Source organism: Sporosarcina newyorkensis, assembly GCF_900167515.1.
Taxonomy (GTDB): domain Bacteria; phylum Bacillota; class Bacilli; order Bacillales_A; family Planococcaceae; genus Sporosarcina; species Sporosarcina newyorkensis.
The window spans coordinates 111,859-133,559 of the sequence record NZ_FUYJ01000003.1; the positions used below are offsets into that span (position 1 = coordinate 111,859).

The window sequence follows — 21,701 nt, forward strand, 5'->3', positions numbered from 1 at the left end:
TCTCATCATCCGCTCACCGTGGTGTGTTTTTCGTCGGCTGATGTTTTCTATATAGAATATAACTTCTGCCTACATAATTCAACGGCACACTCCAGACGTGCACCAGACGTGTGAACGGCCACATCGCAAAAATGAGGAACCCGGTTAAAATATGCAACTTGAACGCAATCGGCACAGCGGCCATATACGCAGCTTCCGGCTGGAAAATAAGCAACGAGCGAAACCATACGGAAATAGTTGCACGATAGTCAAATCCCGGTGTTATATTATTGGTGATCAATGAGCTGTATACACCGATGAACACGATGAACAGCAACAACGAGTTGACGATCAAGTCGGAAGTGGATGATAATTTCCGAACGTTCGACTTCGTAAAACGGCGAGACGTCAAGATGATCATTCCGACAAGCGTCACGACACCAAAGAAACCGCCACCCCATACCGCTCCGAGATGGTACATATGGTCACTGATACCCATCGCCCGTGTCCACTCCATCGGAATTCCTAACCCCGCGACATGTCCCAAGATTACCGGGAAAATCCCGATATGGAACAGCAAGCTGCCGATCATCAATTGCTTCTTCTCAATAAACTCACTGGATTTCGCCGTCCAGCCAAACTGGTCGTTACGGTAGCGAAAAATATGTCCTACAATGAATACTGCCATACAGATATAAGGAAAAATGACCCATAGAAATTGACTAGTCATTGGCAGAAACCTCCCGTTGAATACACGATTTACATGTTTCACGCAGCGCCCGAATCAAATAGAAATAAGGGCTTTCATACTTTTCTAGCGCCTTCATCAAGAAGTAGGTCCCGTCTTCGATGACCGCTAGCAGCATGGAAAAGCTTTGCTGCGCTCGCGGATCACCCTTCCATTCGGCTGCGTAGATAAATTCGCACATCAACGGAAGTAAATCAGACAGTTCTTCATCCGGCATACTCAAACCGAACATTTCATACAGCACTTTCAATCTCGCCAGCATTTGTCCTCGCTCTTTGGAGTCCTCAAATTTCACAAATGTCATAAAAAGCGTGGCATCCTTTTGGAAGTCGAATGTGTATGTGTACAGCTCCTCAATTTCATCCAAACTATACGTCTTCATAGCTTCCCAATACGTTTGCAAGTCTTCATAACCTGCTGTGTCGGGTGTTACAAATTCTTCCCACATATTCGGATGAAACGTTAGTTTTTCGGGATAATTCAGTTGATTGGAGAAGAAACCGAAAATTTTTTTCTTTTCATATAAGAGGTCGAGATTAATCACGCCAGATCCCCCCATAGAAATTCTCCTCGTATATTTCCTTGCCTGTCTTCACAGGAGCCCCTGGAGACGCAGGCCCGCAGCCATCACAAGCACCGTCCGCGCCCATCACAGAATAGGTGTACGGGCTTTGATTCGGCACTTGTTCACCGTATGTGCCCATGCTGTCATACCCGGCGGAACCTTGCGAGCGGTAGACGTTCATCTGCCCCTCTTTATGGGAAGTCGGGATGACGAAACGATCTTCGTATTTGGCAATCGCAAGCAAACGATACATTTGCTTCGTCTGTTTCGCCGTCAAGCCGACACGCTCAAGCTTTGTCTCATCAAATTCCTTGCCGGAAGAAATCGCACGCATATAGGAACGCATCATCGCCATACGCTGTAAGCCACCTTTCACCGTTTCTACATCCCCCGCCGTCAGCATATTCGCCAAGTACTGGAGCGGAATACGCATTTCTTCGATAGCCGGGAAGATCATATCCGGATTTTTGATGGAGTCTTTTCCTTCAAAATAGTTCATGATCGGGCTAAGCGGCGGTACATACCACACCATCGGCAACGTCCGGTATTCCGGGTGCAATGGGAAAGCCAGCTTATATTCGATTGCTAATTTATAAACAGGTGAATTTTGTGCCGCTTGGATCCAGTCTTCTGTAATCCCGTCTTTGATCGCCTGCTCGATGATTTCAGGATCGTTCGGGTCTAGGAATAAATCACACTGCGCTTGATACAAATCTTTCGGATCGGGCGTAGCAGCCGCTTCCTGTACGCGGTCCGCATCATATAGCAAGACGCCGAGGTAACGGATACGCCCTGTGCAAGTTTCAGAACAAACCGTCGGCAATCCCGATTCCACACGCGGGAAACAAAATGTGCATTTTTCGGCTTTATTCGTCTTCCAGTTGAAATACACTTTTTTATACGGGCAACCTGTCATGCAGTAACGCCAGCCACGGCAAGCTTCCTGGTCAACTAGCACGATGCCGTCTTCGTCACGTTTGTACATCGCACCGGAAGGACAAGAAGCCACACAACTCGGATTCAGGCAGTGTTCGCATAGTCTAGGCAAATACATCATGAACGCTTGTTCGAAATTGAACTTGATTTCTTCTTCAATTTTCTCGATATTCGGATCAGTCGGTCCTGTAATATGCGCACCAGCCAACTGGTCTTCCCAGTTCGGGCCCCACTCGGGATCCATATATTCGCCTGTAACGACAGATTTCGCACGAGCGACCGGTGTATGCTTTTGATCCGGCGCGGCCGTCAACTTTTCGTAATCATACGTCCATGGCTCATAATAATCTTTCATCTCTGGCATATCCGGATTGTAGAAGATTTTACCGAGTGCGATCTTGGACAGCTTGGAACCCGATTTCAGTTCTAGCTTCCCCTTTCGCAATTGCCAGCCACCCTTATAAAGCTCCTGGTCCTCCCAACGTTTCGGATAACCGATACCCGGTTTCGTTTCAACGTTATTGAACCACATATACTCGGCACCTTCACGGTTCGTCCAAGTCGTCTTGCACGTCACACTGCACGTATGACACCCGATACACTTGTCTAAGTTCATTACCATTGCAACCTGCGCTTTAATTTTCAAGCCAGTTGACCTCCTTCATCTTGCGGACCGCGACATACACATCTCGCTGATTTCCGATAGGTCCGTAATAGTTGAATCCATAACTGAGCTGAGCATAGCCGCCCACCATTTGAGTCGGCTTCATGTGAATACGCGTAGGTGCATTATGGCTTCCCCCGCGCTGCTCGGTAATTTCCGAGCCCGGCATCTGAATATGCTTGTCTTGTGCGTGATACATGAACATGGTCCCTTTCGGCATTCGGTGACTGACAACCGCACGTGCGTTGACGACACCGTTCCGGTTATAAACTTCCAGCCAATCGTTATCGTCGATGCCGTGTTCTTCAGCGTCCAGATTCGATAGCCAGACTGTCGGACCCCCACGGAACAATGTCAGCATATGCTGATTGTCTTGATACGTGGAGTGAATGTTCCATTTACCGTGCGGCGTTAAGTAACGTAATACGAGTGCATCCTGACCTCCGGTAATTTCCGCGTCCCGATCCGCAAAGACGAAAGGCGGCAGTGTCGGTTTGTAGACAGGCAACGCTTCCCCAAATCCAAGGAAGAATTCATGGTCCACGTAGAAGTGCTGTCTGCCGGTCAATGTCCGGAACGGAACCAACCGTTCGATATTCGTTGTGAACGGCGAGTAGCGGCGTCCCAATTTATTCGACCCGCTAAATACCGGTGTCGGAATAACTTCGCGAGGCTGGGCGGTAATGTTGGCAAATGTGAAGCGCTCGGCCGCCCGGTCTGCTGAGATATCCTTCAGCTCGACGCCCGTATCTTGCTCGGCCGCTTCGAATGCACGCTGTGAGACCCGGCCATTCGTTGCTGAAGACAGCGTGAGCATGGCCTCTGCCGCATGTTTTGCCGTATAAAGTTTCGGCAGGCCGTCTTTGATCGTGTCGTCCTCGTATATACCATTGATGCCTTTCATCAGTTCGTATTCCTCTGCCACGGAGAAACTGACACCGTGCGCTCCGGTTTTCCCTGTTGACAATAAAGGTCCAAGCGTAACGTACTTGTCATAGATTTTTGTAAAGTCACGTTCTACGATGGTCATGCCTGGCATTGTTTTGCCCGGAATTGCTTCAATTTCACCTTTACTCCAGTCGCGCACTTCGCCAAATGGCTGTGCGATCTCTTGAACCGAATCATGTGCCAATGGTGAAGTAACGAGGTCCTTATAGACACCCGGCAAATGAATTTTCGCCAATTCCGAGAACGTTTCGGCGATCGTCCGGTAAATATCCCAGTCCGAACGGGATTCCCATAGTGGATTGACCGCTGGATTAAACGGGTGGACAAATGGGTGCATATCCGTAGACGATAAATCTACTTTTTCATACCAAGTGGCTGCCGGTAAGACGAGATCGGCGTATAGCGGTGTTGCCGTCATCCGGAAATCCAATGCGACCATTAAATCCAATTTGCCTTCCACTTCATCTCGCCAAACCATCTCTTCCGGTTTCATGTCTTCATTCGGACGGGCCAGTAAACCGCTGGAAGCGCCGAGTAGATGTTTCATGAAATATTCTTGACCTTTAGCTGAACTGGAGATGAGATTGGAGCGCCAGATGAACAGTGAACGCGGGAAGTTTTCCGGTGCTCCCGGATCCTCTGCCGCAAATTGCAACTCTCCTGACTTCAGCTGATCAACGATATGACCGACGATTTCTTTTGTTTCGGTCTTACCTTGTTTCGCTGCTTCTTCAACGAGCATTAAGCTGTTTCTATTAAACTGCGGATAGGATGGCAGCCAACCAAGACGCGCAGCAAGTACATTGTAGTCCGCCGGATGTTTGTATCGCGCTTCGCCCCCGAGCGGTGACATGAGCGTATCGGCACCTGCCTCTTCGTACTTCCATTGATCGGTTGCAAAATAAAAGAATGACGTTGCATTTTGCAGACGCGGCGGCCCTTGCCAGTCTTTCGCAAACGCAATCGTGCTCCACCCTTCAATCGGACGGCATTTCTCCTGACCGACGTAATGCGCCCAGCCACCGCCGTTGACGCCTTGTGATGCCGTCAGCGTGACCAAGTTCAGGATCGCCCGGTAAATCGTGTCACTGTTGAACCAGTGATTGATTCCCGCCCCCATGATGATCATCGAACGTCCACCCGTATCAATCGCGTTTTGTGCAAATTCCATCGCGATTTGCGTGACCAGTTCAGGTTTGACGTTCGTGATTGATTCCTGCCAAGCTGGGGTATATATAGAAGTAACATCATCATACCCAGTCGCTTCGAGCTCGCTGCCGATTCGATTGACGCCGTATTGGCTTAACATGACGTCATACGTTGTCGCCACCAAGCGTTCCGTTCCGTCTGCAAACTGGACTTTCATTGCAGGGATCGGTCGTTTGAATGTACCGTTACCTTTCTGATCGAAATAAGGGAAATGGATCTTCTGCCACTCCGCTCCATGTTTTTCGACAGACAGTGCCGGTTCCACGTACGTCCCGTCTTCATTTTCAAGCTGCAAGTTCCACTTTACTTCCTTCTCCCAGCGCTGCCCCATCGTTCCGTTCGGTACAATAATTTCATCTTTCGCTTCATCGAATAGCATCGGTTTCCATTCTGCATGCTCAGATTGCTGACCCAAATCGCTGGCACGCAAGAATCTTCCGGCTTTATAGGAATCCTCATGAGGCTCCAATAGAATCAAGAACGGCATATCCGTATATTGCTTCGCATAATTTAAGAAAGTCGGTTCTTTACGTTTCTGATAGAATTCATCCAATATGACGTGTGTCATTGCCTGCGCAACTGCCGCATCCGTACCTGGATTTGCTGCGATCCAATCATCTGCGTGCGTTACATTTTCCGCATAGTCTGGTGCCACTGAAACCACTTTCGTTCCTTTATAGCGGACTTCTGTCATGAAATGTGCGTCTGGCGTACGAGTTAACGGTACGTTCGAGCCCCACATGATGATGTAGCCTGCATTGAACCAGTCACTCGATTCAGGAACATCCGTCTGCTCGCCCCAAATCTGTGGGGAGGATGGCGGCAGATCCGCATACCAGTCATAGAAACTCAGCATTTCTCCGCCTAATAATGAAATGAAACGCGCGCCGGATGCATAGCTGACCATCGACATGGCCGGGATAGGGGTAAACCCTGCTACACGGTCTGGGCCGTACTTCTGCACAGTATAAATGAGCTGCGCCGCGATCAGCATCGTCGCATCACGCCAATGGATCCGGACATGCCCGCCTTTACCGCGTGCTTTCTTATATTCATTTGACTTCACCGGATCCTCAACAATAGCCGTCCAAGCCTTCACCGGATCTTTCGTTTCCTGTAGCGCTTCATTCCACATACGCCATAATTTCCCGCGAATATAGGGGTACTTCACCCGAAGCGGGCTGTACTCATACCAAGAGAATGATGCGCCTCGGGGACAGCCGCGCGGTTCAAATTCCGGCATATCCGGACCACAGGAAGGATAATCGATCTGCTGGTTTTCCCAGGTGATGATGCCGTTCTTGACAAACACTTTCCAGCTGCAGGACCCTGTACAGTTCACGCCGTGCGTTGTACGCACTACTTTGTCATGCGACCAGCGCTGACGGTACATATTTTCCCAATCACGGTTCTTTTCCTCCAATACTGACCAATTCCCAGAATAACTTTCGACAGGTTTAAAATAATTCAGTCCAAATCTCTTTTTCATCGAACATTTCCACTCCTTCTCAGAATGTCGCAATAAAGAACACAGTCATACTTAACTTTTTACCCCAAAATAAATTAATTAATCCGAATTTTGGTAAGGGTATTCCCTAATTAAGTTTCCACCTAACGTAACTATCAAACTATTTCCATCAAGTTCTCTTTATATTCCTTAATTATACGCGCTTTCTGGACGTTCACCATTAGGGATTCCCCTATTTCCCCATGGGAAAGTTAAACTTCACAATTTTCGATTAGGGAAAGCTCTGACTCTATCAGCTGCCGAATCATTCTGAGACTCATATAACTATAATCTCTCCATGTTCAGCACTACCCGCAGAAAAAGCCGTAACGTTGGACGGCTTTTTCGAGCATAAGCGAAGTGTTGGGAGCATATCTTTGCGCTACCTAATTTTTTCAGTAAATGTTTTTCTATCCGAATTAAGTTCGGTTATTTTAACATTCAGTGTGCGTATTGAATCGTCTGATAACTCAACTTTCCCTTTATCTTGAAGTCGTTTCCACGCCTTGACATCCTTCCGATATAAATATTCGGACAATCGATAAATATCGACATCTAATTTTAATGCTTCCTTGTAGGTTTCTTCGATTTGCTTTTTTATTTCTTGTTCTGCTTTTTTTCTGATTTCATCCTTCTTTATTTTTATAGGAATGGCGCTTACTTCTCCTATCATGCGAACGTCAATGTCGAATTTCACGGAATCGCCTTCGACAACAGGCGTTACTTTCACTTTTATCTTCTGTAACACAGCTGTCATGAAATCTTCTCCCGAGTTTAACGAAAACGTGACTTCTCCTCTTTGCGTCTTCTCATTCATCCACCTCAATCCAGATATTTTTTCTATATCCAGGAATCCTTTAAATTCTTTCGGGGTAATTAACCCACCCCCTGCAAGCTGTGCTATTTGATCCTTGCCTGTTACCGTTTCCCAGTTTTCGGAAACCTCCATATATGGAATAACCATTTCGTGACCCGGTTCATTTAATCCGATAATCATTCTGCGTATATCAACTGGTTCGACAGACGACGATTGGTCATACGTATTCTTAGGATCCCCTAATCTTGACAATGTAATGGCCGTATTTACAATAGGAACTGTTAACAATACATCTTTTACGGAATCAGCCGTGCCGTACAGCAAAACTTGATATCTTGTCTCTCTATAACGAAGAAAAGTGTCAATAGCACTTTGCATGGCGCCATTTTTCAACGCTTCTTCAGAGAGGACGACGTAAGTGAGCTGACCCCAATAAATCCTTTGATCCGCTGAATTGTATACATTGAAGATTGCTTCGGCTATTGTTTTACCAGTGGCAAAGCCTGTTTCTGATTGGTTAGGATCCGTATTCGGTTGTTCTAATTTTGCCACTCTTTTAAAATCAATAATTTGGACGTATACATTATACTCACCATCTTTATAATCAATACCGAGACCATACACATAAAGCATCCGTTCTGGTTCATTTCGATTCCAACAACCAGAAAGCAAAGCAACTAGTAGTAAACTAAGAACAATCCACTTATTTCTTCTCATGTTTCATCCTCGTTTTATCTTTGGGATTTAAATCTTGCGGGCGCTCTGTGTAGTATTTACCCGGGGGTCGAAATAATGTTTTGATAATCTTAGACCAACTTAAATCTCCCGCAATAGACAAATACGGAACGCCAAACACTCTCATATTGGCTACATGAAGAACAATAAAGTGAAACGAGAGTAAAAGCCCGACCAGCCCAAAAAAAGATGTTAATAGGATGCAAAAATATCTTAATATACTCACGGTCGTAACCAGTGTTTGGTTCACTAAGGTGTAGGATGCAATGATTGAGCTTGCTATGACGACAATCATTGCCGGACTTGTAACCCCCGCCCGGATGGCCGCGTCACCGATTATTAAGCCACCGACAACTGATATTGTTCCGCCGATTGCAGCAGGAGCCCGTGAACCGAACTCACGAAATAAATCGAATATAAAAAGCATGAGGATCATTTCAAGGCCTGATGGCAATGGAAGCCCCGTACGCGATTGCACTACTGTTGCTAACAATTGTGAGGGCAGCTGGTTTTGATGGAACGTCGTCAAGGCCAGCCAGAACGCGGGAAGGAACGCACCTATAAAAAGACCGACCAACCTTAGTAATCGCCCAAGTGAGGTATAAACAACTGAATTCTCATTATCCTCACCCGTTTTAAAGAGTAGAAATACATTCACCGGAATAATCACCCCATAGGCGACACCGTCGATGAGGATAACGAATCTTCCTCTTGCCAGGTGTTGAATGGCAAAATCCGGTCTTCCGGTATAGTCATGCTTCGGGAATAAATAAGACTTTTTATCCAAGTGCTCCATTAGGATATTCCCGCTAAAGAGGATATCAATATCAATCTTATTTATTTTTTCCTTTATGCCTTTAAGAATTTCTTTATCTGCAATATCGTCAAAATAAAGGACAGCAACCGCTGTTTTTGTCCTTCTTCCTACTTCGAACTTTTCAACGCACAGTGAATTTGTAGGCAGCCGTTTCCGAATTAAGGCAATGTTGGTGGAAATATTTTCAATAAATCCGTCCCTCGGTCCTTTCACAACTACTTCTGTGCTCGTTTCTTCCGTATTACGGTTTGGCTTTTTGGAAATAGAACTCGAGTAAATGACATTATAGTCTTCAAAATAAAGAAGAACATTTCCGGCGTATACGTCAGTTATCATCTCATCCGTGTCTTCTACTTTTTTTAATGCCGGAATGTGTAAATGACTTGACACTGCCTCTTCAAAGGACAACTCTTCAAGTGCATTGAAGAAAAGCTGAATGCGTTCAACAATTACGTCATTTAATAAGTGTTGATCGATCATTGCTTCACAGGTAATAAACAGCACATTACGCTGATTAAACGTATAGACCTGAAACTGGACATCGGCAGATTTATGAAATAATTGTTTCAATGTTTCCGAATAATCGTTCGTATCGGCAGGTTGCATACTTTTTCACCCTTTCCAGCTTACATCTCATGCTTCAATCTCTTTGATGATCTACCTGAAAAAAAGGCAACCGACGCGAGAAACAGCGAAAAAGCAAAATACACAATAAAGGTAATCGGCAACATGTATTTTCCTTTGATCTCATCGAATGTACTTCCACTCATCTGCAATAACGCTAAGCTGATAAAGAAGAATGCCGGTGCAATATATATCCAGATCATTTTCTTATTCCCATTCAGATTAAATAAGTCGACGATGATGTATAACATGAATCCAACTCGTATAAACGCACCTGTAATCCATTGATAAATCGAGAAAAAGTCAAGGTGTTCGATATAGCGCCCGATTTGCACGAGTCCCCATTCTTCATAAGCCGGAAAACGTTGTTCATTTGCCTCACTGGGCCCGAACTCCGTAATCGCACCGACTAATGGTCCCAGCGTCAGTCCCGTCAAAATAAAGAACATGATCAGATAATGTCTAAAGTGAATCCGATCTTTTATTTTATGTTGGAGAAAGAGGAGTAACATAAGTTCGATCAGTCCGGAAGCAGGGTACACCATCGCTTTCAGTACAGGATCAAATCCGTGTTCAAAAAATGGCTGCAGCAATACATAATCTTTTACTTGCAAATTCGTAAAAGCAGCAAAAAAACCAAAAGCAACAACACCCACCAAAACAAATACATTTATCATGACAATCGTCTGAATGGACGTTGTGATCAGCAAGACGCTAAGAATCGTAAAAAAAATCAGTAGAGCGAAGGATGGCGTATCATTCAAAAATGTGTACTTGATCCATTGCAGCATTTCACTTGTCGTGAATGAGGCATGCACCAAAAGACTAATGGCGAGCAAAAACCCGAAAACAGATGAACCGACTTTGCCGACTTTCTGTCTTAGCCAAACTTTCATCGGCTCCATATTTGTTTTTTTATGAATATATAAGAGCAGTACGATCCATGGTAATAAAACCAATGTTGCTGACAGTACAGATATCCATCCATCCCTACTGGCGACATTTAAAATCGCCGGAATAATTGTGACGTGATTTTTCAAACCGATAACTGTCATCGCTAGAAATATTATGTGCAGCATACTGATTGAACCCGTATGTTTCATAGTAAAAACCCTCTGTCATATGTTAATACCGTTTATCATTGACATGAATAAGAGGGATTATAAGCAAGTATGTCCTGAATTATTCGCGGAAATACCATCGGCGGTTGCGGTAAAAAAGTGATATTGATCCGTTACTATGTATCCTCCATTGTAATGCGGAAAGTAAGTGGAGATGAAAAAAGGTAAATCTCTTTCAACACAGACTTCGAAATTGAGTAATGAAGGGTGCAAAACCTCTTTTAAAGCTACACACACGTATTCCACGCTTGGACTCTATTTCTGTTCAACCTGTTATTTTTGGAAGATCATTCACTATAGTTCTCTTAATATTATGTTGATTTTATTTAGATTACTGATAGAATTATAGTTAAAATGAAAGGTTAGGTGGATGATACCGTGGCAAACGAATTAAACAAAGTTCTTCGTTGTGAAGCACTAAAAGACAAAATCGTAACAGCAGAAGAAGCAGCATCTTGGATTGAGGATGGGATGTCTCTAGGTTTAAGTGGATTCACTTTGTCTGGAGATGCGAAAGCGGTTCCATTGGCATTAGCGGAAAGAGGTAAAAAAGAAAAGTTGAAAGTAAACGTTTTCACTGGAGCTTCTCTCGGGCCAAACGTCGATGAGTTGATGGCAGAAGAAGACATGATCAACTTACGTATTCCTTATCAAGGCAACCCAGCAATGCGCGGAAAAATCAACTCCGGTGAGTCTTTCTACATCGACCAGCACCTTTCCCATACAGCTGAGTGGGTACGCCAAGGCGTAATCGGCCCAATCGACTACGCAATCATCGAAGCGGCTGCTATTACGGAAGATGGACAAATCATCCCAACTGGATCGGTAGGCAACTCACCAATTTTTGTTGAGAACGCAAAACATGTCATCATCGAACTAAACGTCAATGTACCGGCTGAATATGAAGGTTTGCATGACATTTTCATACCTGCAAAACAAGGCGAAAGAAAAGAAATTCCTGTATACAGTGTAACTGACAAAATCGGTACGCCTGGTATCAAAGTTGATCCTGAAAAAGTACGCGGGATTGTTATTACAGAGAAAGGCGATATTCCTTCCCCTATCGTTCCTCCAGACGAAGAGACACAGGAAATCGCAAATAACTTGCTCGACTTCTTCCGTGATGAGATTAAAAAAGGACGCATGGACGAAACGTTGATGCCTCTTCAATCTGGTGTCGGCTCAGTAGCAAATGCAGTTCTTGACGGCATGAGAACTTCTGAGTTTAAAGACATCGAAGTATATTCTGAAGTCCTTCAAGATGCGATTTTCGACTTGATCGACGACGGCGTTGTAAAGTTTGCTTCTGCGACTTCATTAACGCTTTCTAAGAAGCGTTTGGACAGCTTGCAAGAAGATATCGGTAAATACCGTGACAAGCTTGTATTCCGTCCGCAGGAAGTATCCAACCACCCGGAAGTTATCCGTCGTTTGGGCATCATTTCCTTCAACACGGCGCTTGAGCTGGACATCTACGGAAACGTTAACTCTACACACGTCAGCGGTACACGCATGATGAACGGTATCGGCGGTTCCGGAGATTTCGCGCGTAACGCACGAATCGCAATCTTCGTAACGAAGTCATATGCAAAAGGCGGCGATGTTTCATCCATCGTACCTTTCTGTTCTCACGTAGACCACACAGAGCACGATGTAGACGTAATTGTTACGGAACAAGGCTACGCGGATCTTCGCGGCCTGGCTCCAAGACAAAAAGCGGAAGCATTGATCGAGCACTGTGCGCACCCTGACTTCAAGGATGAGTTGCGTGATTACTTCAACCGAGCAAAAGACCAAGTTGGCGGACAAACACCACACATCTTGGAAGAAGCATTGTCTTGGCACGTAAATCTTGCGAAGAACAAAACGATGCACAAAGAAGCACCTGTTCAGAAATAAATTTCTTTTTTAGCACAGCGAGCGGATTTTTAATCCGCTCGTTTTTTTTGATTGTCTGGGGGTTGGATTGGTTCGGTGTGGTGTGGGTTTGGTGCGGTACGGCGCGGGGTTGGCTCGGTACAGCGCGGGGTTGGTTCGGTACAGCGCGGGATTGGCTCGGTACGGCGCGGGGTTGGCTCGGTACGGCGCGGGGTTGGCTCGGTACGGCAAAACTTTTGCTTGCTTGCCGGCAATCATGTACGGAAAAAGGGAAGCGCGATTGGCGCTTCCCTTCCCTTTTCACTTCTTACAAATCATCAAAGCCATTCAAATCACTCGTCTTCACATACTGACGGCTTGTTTGTTCGAAGAAATCTGTCTTCGTATCATCGAAGTTATCGACATATGCGCGAATCCATTTCATCGGATTGTCCGTGAACTCGGGATAGATTTCACTCAATCCAAGCATGCGCAGCATTTTATTGGCACGATATTTGATGTAGCCTTCCATTTCCTCCATGTCGAGACCTTCGATTTCGCCTAGTACATAGCGGCTCCAAATAACTTCTTGCTCGACGGAATGACGGAATTGATCATAGATCCAATCTGTGAATTCATCCGTATTGTATTCAGGATTTTCCGCAAGCGCTGCGCGGAAAATATCGCTGATTGCTTTCCCGTGTTGCAGTTCATCTCTATTGATATACGAAATCATAGTAGATGTCCCGACCATTTTCTGGTGACGTGCTAAATTATAGAAAAATGCAAACCCACTGTAGAAGAATAAACCTTCAAGCAATGTTGTATAAACCATTGCCTTCAAAACTGTTTCGATTGTCGGATTCTCAGCTAACTCATTATAGACTTCCACAATCCGTTCATTACGTTTCATCAACACTTCATCCGTACGCCCCATTTCAAATGAAGCCATTTGCTTGTCTAGATTGGTGACGGAAGAAAGGACGTATGCATAACTATGGTTATGTTCACTTTCCTGGTCCGCAATTGTCGCCATAATCGACTTGACGGAAGGATCCGTCGCAAAGTCCGCGATCTTCATCGCCACAACTGTTTGTGGGCCATCCAATGTTGCGAGCAGGCCGATAATTTTCAAGAAGGCAGATTGCTCTTCTATCGAAAGGCGCGGGAATTGCTTTACGTCTTGTGTCATATCCACTTCATTCGCCGTCCAAAAAAGAGAACGGATACGCTGACGCAATGTATAGAAATGTGGATGCGCCAAGTCATTCCAGTTCAAAATGCCGCTTGCTTCCCCACCAAAAATAGCCGTCGCTTTGTTCGGATTTGCTGGATTCAATACTTTTACTCTTGTAAGTGTCGCCAATGGTCGAGCACTCCTTTCGTCCAATTCGTTACCAATTTTTCTTGCGTGCCACGCGGGCTTTGTTCGATCTTTAACGGTTCAAATGGTGAATGATAGAAGCGCGCTAACTTTTCTGCCGCTTTGCAAAACAACTCATCTCCACCAAATTGCGTATCCCCTGTGCCGAAGACGTAGACAGGCACTGGCTTGAAGCCGATAGCCGCCACAAAGTCCTTCACTTCATCCGGCGTTGAACCTTTTTCCCATGTAAAGGAACCAATGCAGAATGCTTCATATTTATTTACATCCGGAAGGACCCCGATGCCTATCCGATGGGTGTCGACTTCGATTCCTTCACGGCTTATCTTATCCGCTATCAACTCCGCCACTTCCTCCGTATTGCCGCTCCAGGAAGTGTACGCAATCAGGAATGACACCACTCGCACTCCTCGATTTCAGAAGCTGTTGAGCGCATATAATACGTTGTTTTCATACCGGATTTCCATGCTTGCATGTGCAAATCAAGCAGGACAGATGCCCGAATGGAATTCGGTACGTAAATATTGAATGAAATCGACTGATCGATATGTTGCTGGCGTGCGGCGTTTTGTTTAATTGACCAGCGCTGATCGACGATATACGCGGAACGGCGGTAGATATCATACGTGTTATGGTCCAAATCGGGTGCGATGACCGGCAATTTATAGTCTTTTTTCTCTTCGTGATAGAACGGCTTGAAAACCGGGTCGATCGAAGCAGTAGAGCCCGCTATAACAGATGTAGAACTATTCGGCGCGCCAGCCATCAAATAGCCATTGCGCATTCCGTTGATTGCTACGTCCATACGTAGCTCCCGCCATTTGTTCGAGTCGTATTCGCGTTGCTCGAAGTACCCCCCTGTCTGCCAATCGGAGCCTTCAAACAATGGATATGCGCCTTTTTCCTTCGACAGTTCCATCGACGCTTTGATCGTCAGATATGCAATTTTTTCGTAAAGTTCATCTGCATACTCCACAGCCTCGTCGGATTCCCACTGCATATTTTTCAATGCCAATAAATGATGCCAGCCAAATGTACCAAGTCCGATACCACGGTAACGCGCATTCGTACGTTGTGCCTGTACCACCGGAATTTTATTTTGATCGATGACATTATCGAGCATTCGCACTTGGATCGTAATCAGGCGATCGAGCACGTCCGCCATCACCGCTTTTCCTAAGTTAATGGAAGATAGATTACAAACAACGAAATCGCCCGGCTTTTTGCGTGTAACGACCATATCGTCTTCCAATGAAACCGATTCGAATGTGGTAGCCGACATATTTTGCAAAATTTCTGTACACAAATTACTAGAATAAATAATTCCCTCATGTTTATTCGGGTTCATCCGGTTCACTTCATCGCGGTAAAACATGAATGGTGTGCCTGTTTCCAGTTGGCTGCGCAATACACGTTTCATGATTTCAATCGCAGATACCGTTTCGCGTGATAACTCCGGATTATTGACACATTCCTCATACTTCTCACGGAACGAGCCGGCTCCTTTTGTCTCATCATAAAAGTCTTCCAATGAATAGCCCATCTTCGTCCGTACTTCATGCGGGTCGAATAAATGCCAGTTTTCGCGCGATTCCACTTTCTCCATGAACAGATCCGGCAAGCAAACGCCTGTGAAAATATCATGTGCACGCAAACGATCGTCACCGTTATTCAGCTTCAAATCGAGGAATGTAAAGATATCTTTATGCCACACATCCAAGTACACCGCTACCGCACCCTGTCTTTGACCGAGCTGATCGACGCTGACTGCCGTGTTATTCAACTGCTTGATCCATGGCAGCACACCGCTTGAAGCACCTTCAAATCCTCGGATAGATGCACCGCGTGAACGGACTTTCCCCATATAGACGCCAATCCCGCCGCCGAATTTCGATAAGTTCGCAATATCCGTATTGCTGTTGTAAATGCCCTGCAAGGAGTCATCCACTGTATCGATGAAACAGCTGGATAACTGACCGTGCATCTTCCCTGCATTCGACAGAGTCGGAGTTGCAACCGTCATGTAAAGATTGCTCATCGCCCAGTATGCTTCCCCAATTTTATGGATGCGCTCTTCCGTTTCATCCTGCATCAATGTCATCGCGATGACGAGCCAGCGTTCTTGCGGCAACTCTACCGGCTGCTTGGAGAAGTTTACTGTGACATAGCGGTCCACCAATGTTTTCAATCCAATATAAGTAAATAAAAGGTCGCGGGTCGGCTCCAGTAAACGGCCGATTTCGTCGAGTTCTTCACGGCTGTACTTCTCCGTCAACACCGACGTATAGAGCCCTTGCTCCACCAAGCGTTCTACATTTTTCGCAAAGTCAGTATAAACATCTGCGCCACGCAGCGCTTTTTGCTTCGCATACACATCATATAGATAAATCCGCGCGGCCACGAACGTCCAGTAGGTATTCGCTTCATCGATTCTGCTCAGTGATTTCAAGACCATCGCATTCGTCCAATCCGTTGCTGAACTTTCCGGATGCCGCTCTTGATATCGCCGGCTCGCTTCGACTAATGGCTCAACTTCCTGTTTCCCGAACTCTTCCTGTAGATTTTCCATCAATAAATCAAGACCGACTGTTTCATGAATAATAGCCATTAATATCCGCTCCCTCAAAAATAATAAAAAATAAAAAAAGACTCCCGATCAATCGGGAGTCGTCATGTGACGGATGGTAGTAAGCGGAAAACGACAGGCAAACAAAAACCTCTGCGTTTCGCTTCCACTCTCCAACCCCGAAGAATGTATCGCATGATGAATGGCAGGTCTCCTGGCTGGCATGTCTCTCTTCTGTCCATCCTTCCCGCCTAAGGCAGTGGATAATTACGGACAGTCGTCAATACCATCAGTTGCGGGGGCAGCTCCGTTTTTAGCGGATTCCCTTTTAAACCGTTATCGGTACCGATTCATCAAAATACTATATATAGTGTCTTATGTACAAGTTATACCCTAACATGTTGTGTGTAAACTGTAAAGAACTAAAAAAGGTCGCAGTTCAGAATTGGACTTCTGAACTACGACTTTATTGTTTCAGCGGAACTCACCCACGCAATCGATCTTCTGGATCCGTAGGGGTTTCCTCCCAACATTCCGCGCCTTTTAGGCCAGGAATGCTTTCGGCTTTGAATACTGGATTTTTCCCTTGGCGTCTTTGAGCAGTGAAGTCGTCGAGGACTTGAAAAGCCACTTTTCCGAGAAGTAGGATGACGATCAGATTCAGGATTGCCATTACACCCATGAAGAGATCGGCCATATCCCATACGACTTGTACTTTTGCTACTGCACCGAAAAACACCATGCCTAGGACTAGAATCTGATAAAGCACTTTCCATCCTCTGCCCGCGTGAATGAACTCGATATTCGTCTCACCGTAATAATAATTACCGATGACAGAACTGAATGCGAAGAACATGATCGCGACCGCAATGAAATACGGAGCCCATGCCCCGACATGCACTGCCATCGATGCCTGCGTCAGCAAAATTCCATCCGTTTCACCAGACTGATATAGTCCGCCAAGCAAGATGATGAATGCCGTAGCCGAACAAATTATAATCGTATCGAAAAATACACCAAGACTCTGTACGAGCCCTTGTTTTGCCGGGTGCGAAACATTGGCTGTCGCAGCAGCATTCGGCACACTACCCATACCGGCTTCATTGGAGAATAGTCCTCGGCGAACCCCTTGCATGATCGCCATCCCAATTCCACCGCCCGCAATTTCCTTGATGCCAAATGCATGTTCAACAATCAACATGAACATGGCAGGAACCTGCGTAATATTCATGACAACGATAAACAACGCAACCAGAATGTAGAATACTGCCATCACGGGAACTATCGTCTGCGTCACTTTGACAATGCGCTGGACACCGCCGAAGATGATGATGGCTGTAAGTACTACCAATCCGAGACCGACACCCCAATCTGGAATACCGAAAACATTCATGAAGGATTGGCTGATCGTATTGGATTGTACTGCGTTGAAAATGAAACCGAAACATAGTGTCAACAAAATAGCAAAAGCGATTCCTAGATTCCGCTTTCCGAGCGCTTTCTGCATATAATACGCTGGTCCACCGCGGAACGTCTCACCATCTTTTACTTTATACACTTGCGCGAGCGTACTCTCGATGAATGCGGTCGCCATTCCAATGATCGCAATAATCCACATCCAAAACACCGCGCCGGGTCCACCAATTCCAATTGCAAGGGCGACCCCTGCCACGTTACCAGTCCCGACACGCGAAGCCGCACTGATGGTGAACGCCTGGAAAGGTGAAACTCCGTCATTCCCTTCCTTCTTTTCCACGATCAAACGAAACATTTCACGGAACAAACGCACTTGTACAAATTTCGTGCGAATCGTAAAATATACCCCAGCTGCGAGTAAAAGTCCTATTAAGATATACGTCCAAATAAAGTTATTCGCCGGTCCTACCAGCCAGTCCAAAGCATTTTGAAACATCTGACCACCTCCTTGTTTATCTATACCCTGCTAACTATCCGAATACGCATCGCAAAGCAAATAATCTCGCACTGACGAAACCGGATTTTATCAGTATACTATATCACAAGAATAAATCGCTGTTTTTTATTTCTGACATCAAATGGGCAGTCTCCCTGCAGAGCAGCCCGGATGCATTCGCCATCAACTCAACCAGCGTCTTGCTGCCGTCGTCTAAAGCACGCAGTTCAGAGAACCACTCACTCAATTCCCCGCACGTACCTTTTTCAATCGCCCCTGAAATGACGAAGACAGGAACTCCGCAAACTTTCGCTGACTTCGCAACTCCCAGCAATGCCTTGCCATCCAGCGTCTGGCGATCCGTCTTGCCCTCGCCCGTCAAAATGAAATCAGCAGATTGTATATGCTTTGCGAATTCAATGGCCTCCAACACTACTTCAATCCCGCTTTCCAATCGCGCCCCGCAATAAGCCAGCAAAGCGCCTGCACTACCTCCCGCAGCTCCTGCACCCTTCAGTTTATGGAGACGCATACCAGTAAGTTTGGCTGTTTTATCCGCAAAATGAAGCAATCCTTCATCCAGCAACTTCACCGCTTTTGTATCTGCTCCTTTTTGCGGTCCAAAAATGTACGAAGCACCATTTTCACCGACGAAAGGGTTTTCCACATCCGATGCAATCCGAATATCCGTTGTTACCAAACGCTTATCCATCTGTGACACATCTACTTTATCGATGAGGGAAAGCGAAGAGCCGTTCATCTGCAGCAACTTCCCCTGCGCATCAAAAAACCTGACACCTAGCGCTTCCAACAAACCGGTTCCTCCATCATTCGTCGCACTTCCTCCTAAACCGATGATCAACTTGCGATGCCCTTCATCAAGCGCATGGCGAATCAATTCTCCCGTGCCAAATGTCGAAGCCTCCATCGGATTCAATTCACCAGGCCCAAGTAACATCAGCCCAGAAGCTTGCGCAAGTTCCACCACTGCCGTCTCCCCATCACCAAGTACTCCAAGTTGCGCTTCTACTAAATGCCCGAGCGGTTTGCGTACAGTAAATGTTTTATACACGCCTCCCGTTGCAGATATAAGAGCCGACAATGTGCCTTCCCCGCCATCTGCGACAGGCAAACACATTGTCTCCGCTTGTGGAAATACCTTTTTGACACCTGTCTGCATCGCTTCTGTAGCTTCCTCGGCTGTCAAACTTCCTTTGAACGCATCAGGCGCAATAATTACTTTCATCGTCTCAGCCCCTTTTATTGGTAGTGTAGCAGATTTACAAAGAACAGACATTTCGAAACTGATATTTTCAATTTTTCTGAGAGTACGATATAATCAACGGCAAGTACGAGAGGTAAGCTAGGTGAACTTTCAGAAAGGAGAATGAACAATGAATAGTAAAATGTTTGTTCTACTATTGGTTATCTTAGTGATCAATACTTTGCGATATGGGTCCTATCTTCTAGAAGGGTCAACAAGTACATATTATTTACTATCCTTTTGTTTAAACTTGTTCGCTTTGATTGGAGTCATCCTGTCAAACATAAAAGGACGTATTAAAAATACTGATGGGAACGGAAGCACGGAAAGAAAACAGAGATAAATAGCTTGATGAGGCCAACATAATAATTCCTTGTGTGGAATAACACGTGTAGGAATACAAGGTATTTAGATAACTTGAAAAAGGAGTGTGCAGGATGAATAACTACCAAAAACGTTCCGTGTATATTTCAATTATAGTTCTTGCTTTCTTTTTAGCATTATCCTTAATTACACATCAATGGGGATTCTTTTTGTGGAGTCTATTGCCTGTTTTTATTGTTTTGATGACTGTGTTTTCCAGCAAGATCAACAAAGGAAGCGGTAATAATTGAGAAGTTTTATTCACCTGCCGGACTTGATAAACGGATAAGCACAATCCCTATCAGTTCCAGATTGCAATATACAATTATCTTGCGTATAGATACCTTTTTAAATAAATAACTAAGGTGTGATGAGATAAATATGATTTATTTCGGGGTGGGATCATCTTTTTGGCCAACGTTCTTCCTTTTTTTATTCGTTGTTTGGCTGCTGTTTTTTTCGTTTAATGCCATTATGAGAAAAATCCTTAAAGTTAAAAAGAAGAAGTTATTTTCAGATAACCATATGAATGCATTGCATGAAAAGATTGATTGGACCATTCGAATTGTCTTTATTGTTGCTATCATAGTCGGAAGCATCGTCAATATATCAAGACTGCCATCGGATCCAATCTTGTTTTTAGAACCTTACATTTTACTGTTTGCATTAATTTTCATAACTGAAATCGTTACAGCTATTATGGAATGGAAGTATTCAGAAAATAAAAACGCTTACATTTTAACAACTTCTCAATTAGTTCTTCTTGCAATGCTCTTACTTTCAATGTATTTGACTGATTTTTTCGGCTTGTTTGGGTAGACTTAAAAATATACACATACAGTACTATTGAAGCCAATTTTCTTAAAAGGCTTTACCATAACAGACAGTAAATTAAATAATTTACGTAAAGGAGCATCTCGATATGGAAATTAGTCAATATTTGCAACGAATCGGTCTAAAGGACATAAAAGGGATAAGTATTGAAACACTTTCCCAACTTCAGATGCAACATATGCTGCATATTCCCTTTGAAAATTTAGATGTGATGCACAATGTTCCGATTCCCTTAGACGTAGAAACGTATTACAACAAAATTGTACTGAATCAGCGCGGCGGTTTTTGTTATGAATTAAATGGGCTATTCAACTGGTTACTGCAAGGGCTTGGCTTCAACAATCATTTGATAGCTGGAACCGTGAGAACCCCCAAAGGCACTTGGGCAAAAGAAGAAAGTCATGCCGCCCAGATTGTCCAACTAGATCTGCCTTATTTAGTCGATGTAGGATTTGGCGACTCTACTAGAATGCCACTCCCCTTAACAGGCGAACCGCAAGAAGACGTCAGCGGGGTATACCGTGCAGAAAAGATAGAAGAGAGTATTTTTGACCTGCAAAGAAAAGGTAACGATGCTGAATGGAATACGTTGCTTCGCTTTGACATAACTCCTAAAAAGTTAATGGACTTTGAAGAGGCATGCCATTTTAATCAAACCTCCCCTGATTCCCATTTTACGAACAAAGAACTCATCACGATTGCCACTTCGGATGGCCGGATTACACTTTCAGGGGATACTTTAGTCGTCACTCACAATGGGGAAAAACAAGAGAAAACCGTTCACAACAGCGAAAGGGCTGCTGTTCTGGAACGATACTTCGGTATTCATCTTAAGGAATCATGATATACTC

17 protein-coding genes and 1 riboswitch are annotated in these 21,701 nt (G+C 45.0%); of the genes, 5 read left to right on the forward strand and 12 right to left on the reverse strand.

What is annotated here, in order from left to right; translation table 11 throughout:
• Nucleotides 1-13: 13 nt before the first annotated feature.
• From narI to B5D59_RS07300, 7 genes are all read right to left on the reverse strand, one after another.
• Nucleotides 14-709 carry a respiratory nitrate reductase subunit gamma gene (gene narI / locus B5D59_RS07270; protein ID WP_009766333.1) on the reverse strand — a complete coding sequence of 232 codons (696 nt, stop codon included), beginning with the start codon at nt 707-709 and terminating at the stop codon, nt 14-16.
• Complete coding sequence (gene narJ / locus B5D59_RS07275; protein ID WP_078817682.1) at nt 702-1,271, reverse strand: nitrate reductase molybdenum cofactor assembly chaperone; 570 nt, start codon at nt 1,269-1,271, stop codon at nt 702-704. Before narJ ends, narI begins: the two co-directional genes overlap by 8 nt.
• Nucleotides 1,264-2,874, reverse strand: coding sequence for a nitrate reductase subunit beta (gene narH / locus B5D59_RS07280; RefSeq protein WP_009766335.1), 1,611 nt, complete (start codon nt 2,872-2,874; stop codon nt 1,264-1,266). The genes narJ and narH overlap by 8 nt, the downstream gene beginning before the upstream one ends.
• The gene (locus B5D59_RS07285) at nt 2,864-6,538 is read right to left on the reverse strand and encodes a nitrate reductase subunit alpha (protein WP_078817455.1); all 3,675 of its coding nucleotides are present in this window, start codon (nt 6,536-6,538) and stop codon (nt 2,864-2,866) included. The genes narH and B5D59_RS07285 overlap by 11 nt, the downstream gene beginning before the upstream one ends.
• Before the next feature lie 400 nt (nt 6,539-6,938).
• A complete protein-coding gene (locus tag B5D59_RS07290) occupies nt 6,939-8,090 on the reverse strand; it encodes a Ger(x)C family spore germination protein (RefSeq protein ID WP_078817456.1) in 1,152 nt (383 codons plus the stop codon).
• Nucleotides 8,077-9,531, reverse strand: a complete 1,455-nt coding sequence (locus tag B5D59_RS07295) for a spore germination protein (protein ID WP_078817457.1) — start codon at nt 9,529-9,531, stop codon at nt 8,077-8,079. Before B5D59_RS07295 ends, B5D59_RS07290 begins: the two co-directional genes overlap by 14 nt.
• A gap of 20 nt (nt 9,532-9,551) precedes the next feature.
• The gene (locus B5D59_RS07300; protein ID WP_078817458.1) at nt 9,552-10,652 is read right to left on the reverse strand and encodes an endospore germination permease; all 1,101 of its coding nucleotides are present in this window, start codon (nt 10,650-10,652) and stop codon (nt 9,552-9,554) included.
• A gap of 396 nt (nt 10,653-11,048) precedes the next feature.
• Between B5D59_RS07300 and scpC the strand changes: the two genes are divergently transcribed.
• Complete coding sequence (gene scpC / locus B5D59_RS07305) at nt 11,049-12,569, forward strand: succinyl-CoA:acetate CoA-transferase ScpC (RefSeq protein ID WP_078817459.1); 1,521 nt, start codon at nt 11,049-11,051, stop codon at nt 12,567-12,569.
• A 62-nt stretch (nt 12,570-12,631) separates the two neighbouring features.
• Nucleotides 12,632-12,901 (forward strand): hypothetical protein, encoded by a 270-nt coding sequence (locus B5D59_RS18170; protein ID WP_176132522.1) that lies wholly within the window; start codon nt 12,632-12,634, stop codon nt 12,899-12,901.
• Here the strand turns inward: B5D59_RS18170 and B5D59_RS07310 are convergent.
• The 5 genes from B5D59_RS07310 to B5D59_RS07330 all read right to left on the reverse strand — a co-directional run bounded on the left by B5D59_RS07310 (nt 12,856) and on the right by B5D59_RS07330 (nt 19,635).
• Entirely contained in the window at nt 12,856-13,893 is a 1,038-nt protein-coding gene (locus tag B5D59_RS07310) for a ribonucleotide-diphosphate reductase subunit beta (RefSeq protein ID WP_078817460.1), read from the reverse strand. The genes B5D59_RS18170 and B5D59_RS07310 overlap by 46 nt on opposite strands.
• Nucleotides 13,872-14,309 carry a flavodoxin gene (locus tag B5D59_RS07315; protein WP_139365972.1) on the reverse strand — a complete coding sequence of 146 codons (438 nt, stop codon included), beginning with the start codon at nt 14,307-14,309 and terminating at the stop codon, nt 13,872-13,874. The genes B5D59_RS07310 and B5D59_RS07315 overlap by 22 nt, the downstream gene beginning before the upstream one ends.
• A complete protein-coding gene (locus tag B5D59_RS07320) occupies nt 14,297-16,519 on the reverse strand; it encodes a ribonucleoside-diphosphate reductase subunit alpha (protein WP_078817462.1) in 2,223 nt (740 codons plus the stop codon). The genes B5D59_RS07315 and B5D59_RS07320 overlap by 13 nt, the downstream gene beginning before the upstream one ends.
• Nucleotides 16,520-16,664: 145 nt before the next feature.
• Nucleotides 16,665-16,843, reverse strand: a riboswitch (cobalamin riboswitch).
• A gap of 118 nt (nt 16,844-16,961) precedes the next feature.
• Complete coding sequence (locus B5D59_RS07325; protein ID WP_139365973.1) at nt 16,962-18,389, reverse strand: alanine/glycine:cation symporter family protein; 1,428 nt, start codon at nt 18,387-18,389, stop codon at nt 16,962-16,964.
• Between the two features lie 103 nt (nt 18,390-18,492).
• A complete protein-coding gene (locus B5D59_RS07330) occupies nt 18,493-19,635 on the reverse strand; it encodes a glycerate kinase (RefSeq protein WP_078817463.1) in 1,143 nt (380 codons plus the stop codon).
• A gap of 455 nt (nt 19,636-20,090) precedes the next feature.
• Here B5D59_RS07330 and B5D59_RS18175 point away from each other — a divergent pair, with 455 nt between their 5' ends.
• The 3 genes from B5D59_RS18175 to B5D59_RS07345 all read left to right on the forward strand — a co-directional run bounded on the left by B5D59_RS18175 (nt 20,091) and on the right by B5D59_RS07345 (nt 21,694).
• Nucleotides 20,091-20,267, forward strand: a complete 177-nt coding sequence (locus B5D59_RS18175; RefSeq protein ID WP_176132523.1) for a hypothetical protein — start codon at nt 20,091-20,093, stop codon at nt 20,265-20,267.
• Between the two features lie 130 nt (nt 20,268-20,397).
• Nucleotides 20,398-20,835 carry a DUF4181 domain-containing protein gene (locus B5D59_RS07340; protein ID WP_078817465.1) on the forward strand — a complete coding sequence of 146 codons (438 nt, stop codon included), beginning with the start codon at nt 20,398-20,400 and terminating at the stop codon, nt 20,833-20,835.
• A 103-nt stretch (nt 20,836-20,938) separates the two neighbouring features.
• Nucleotides 20,939-21,694: an arylamine N-acetyltransferase family protein gene (locus tag B5D59_RS07345; protein WP_078817466.1), complete on the forward strand. Its 756-nt coding sequence runs from the start codon at nt 20,939-20,941 to the stop codon at nt 21,692-21,694.
• The last annotated feature ends 7 nt before the right edge of the window (nt 21,695-21,701 follow it).

Bases quoted from the DNA above. Each gene is read 5' to 3' on its own strand.
- B5D59_RS18175 (WP_176132523.1), top strand. From the start codon at position 20,091: ATGAATAACTACCAAAAACGTTCCGTGTATATTTCAATTATAGTTCTT.
- B5D59_RS07330 (WP_078817463.1), bottom strand. From the start codon at position 19,635: ATGAAAGTAATTATTGCGCCTGATGCGTTCAAAGGAAGTTTGACAGCC.
- narI (WP_009766333.1), bottom strand. From the start codon at position 709: ATGACTAGTCAATTTCTATGGGTCATTTTTCCTTATATCTGTATGGCA.
- B5D59_RS07345 (WP_078817466.1), top strand. From the start codon at position 20,939: ATGGAAATTAGTCAATATTTGCAACGAATCGGTCTAAAGGACATAAAA.
- B5D59_RS07320 (WP_078817462.1), bottom strand. From the start codon at position 16,519: ATGGCTATTATTCATGAAACAGTCGGTCTTGATTTATTGATGGAAAAT.
- B5D59_RS07300 (WP_078817458.1), bottom strand. From the start codon at position 10,652: ATGAAACATACGGGTTCAATCAGTATGCTGCACATAATATTTCTAGCG.
- B5D59_RS07325 (WP_139365973.1), bottom strand. From the start codon at position 18,389: ATGTTTCAAAATGCTTTGGACTGGCTGGTAGGACCGGCGAATAACTTT.
- B5D59_RS07290 (WP_078817456.1), bottom strand. From the start codon at position 8,090: ATGAGAAGAAATAAGTGGATTGTTCTTAGTTTACTACTAGTTGCTTTG.
- B5D59_RS07295 (WP_078817457.1), bottom strand. From the start codon at position 9,531: ATGCAACCTGCCGATACGAACGATTATTCGGAAACATTGAAACAATTA.
- B5D59_RS07285 (WP_078817455.1), bottom strand. From the start codon at position 6,538: ATGAAAAAGAGATTTGGACTGAATTATTTTAAACCTGTCGAAAGTTAT.
- B5D59_RS07340 (WP_078817465.1), top strand. From the start codon at position 20,398: ATGATTTATTTCGGGGTGGGATCATCTTTTTGGCCAACGTTCTTCCTT.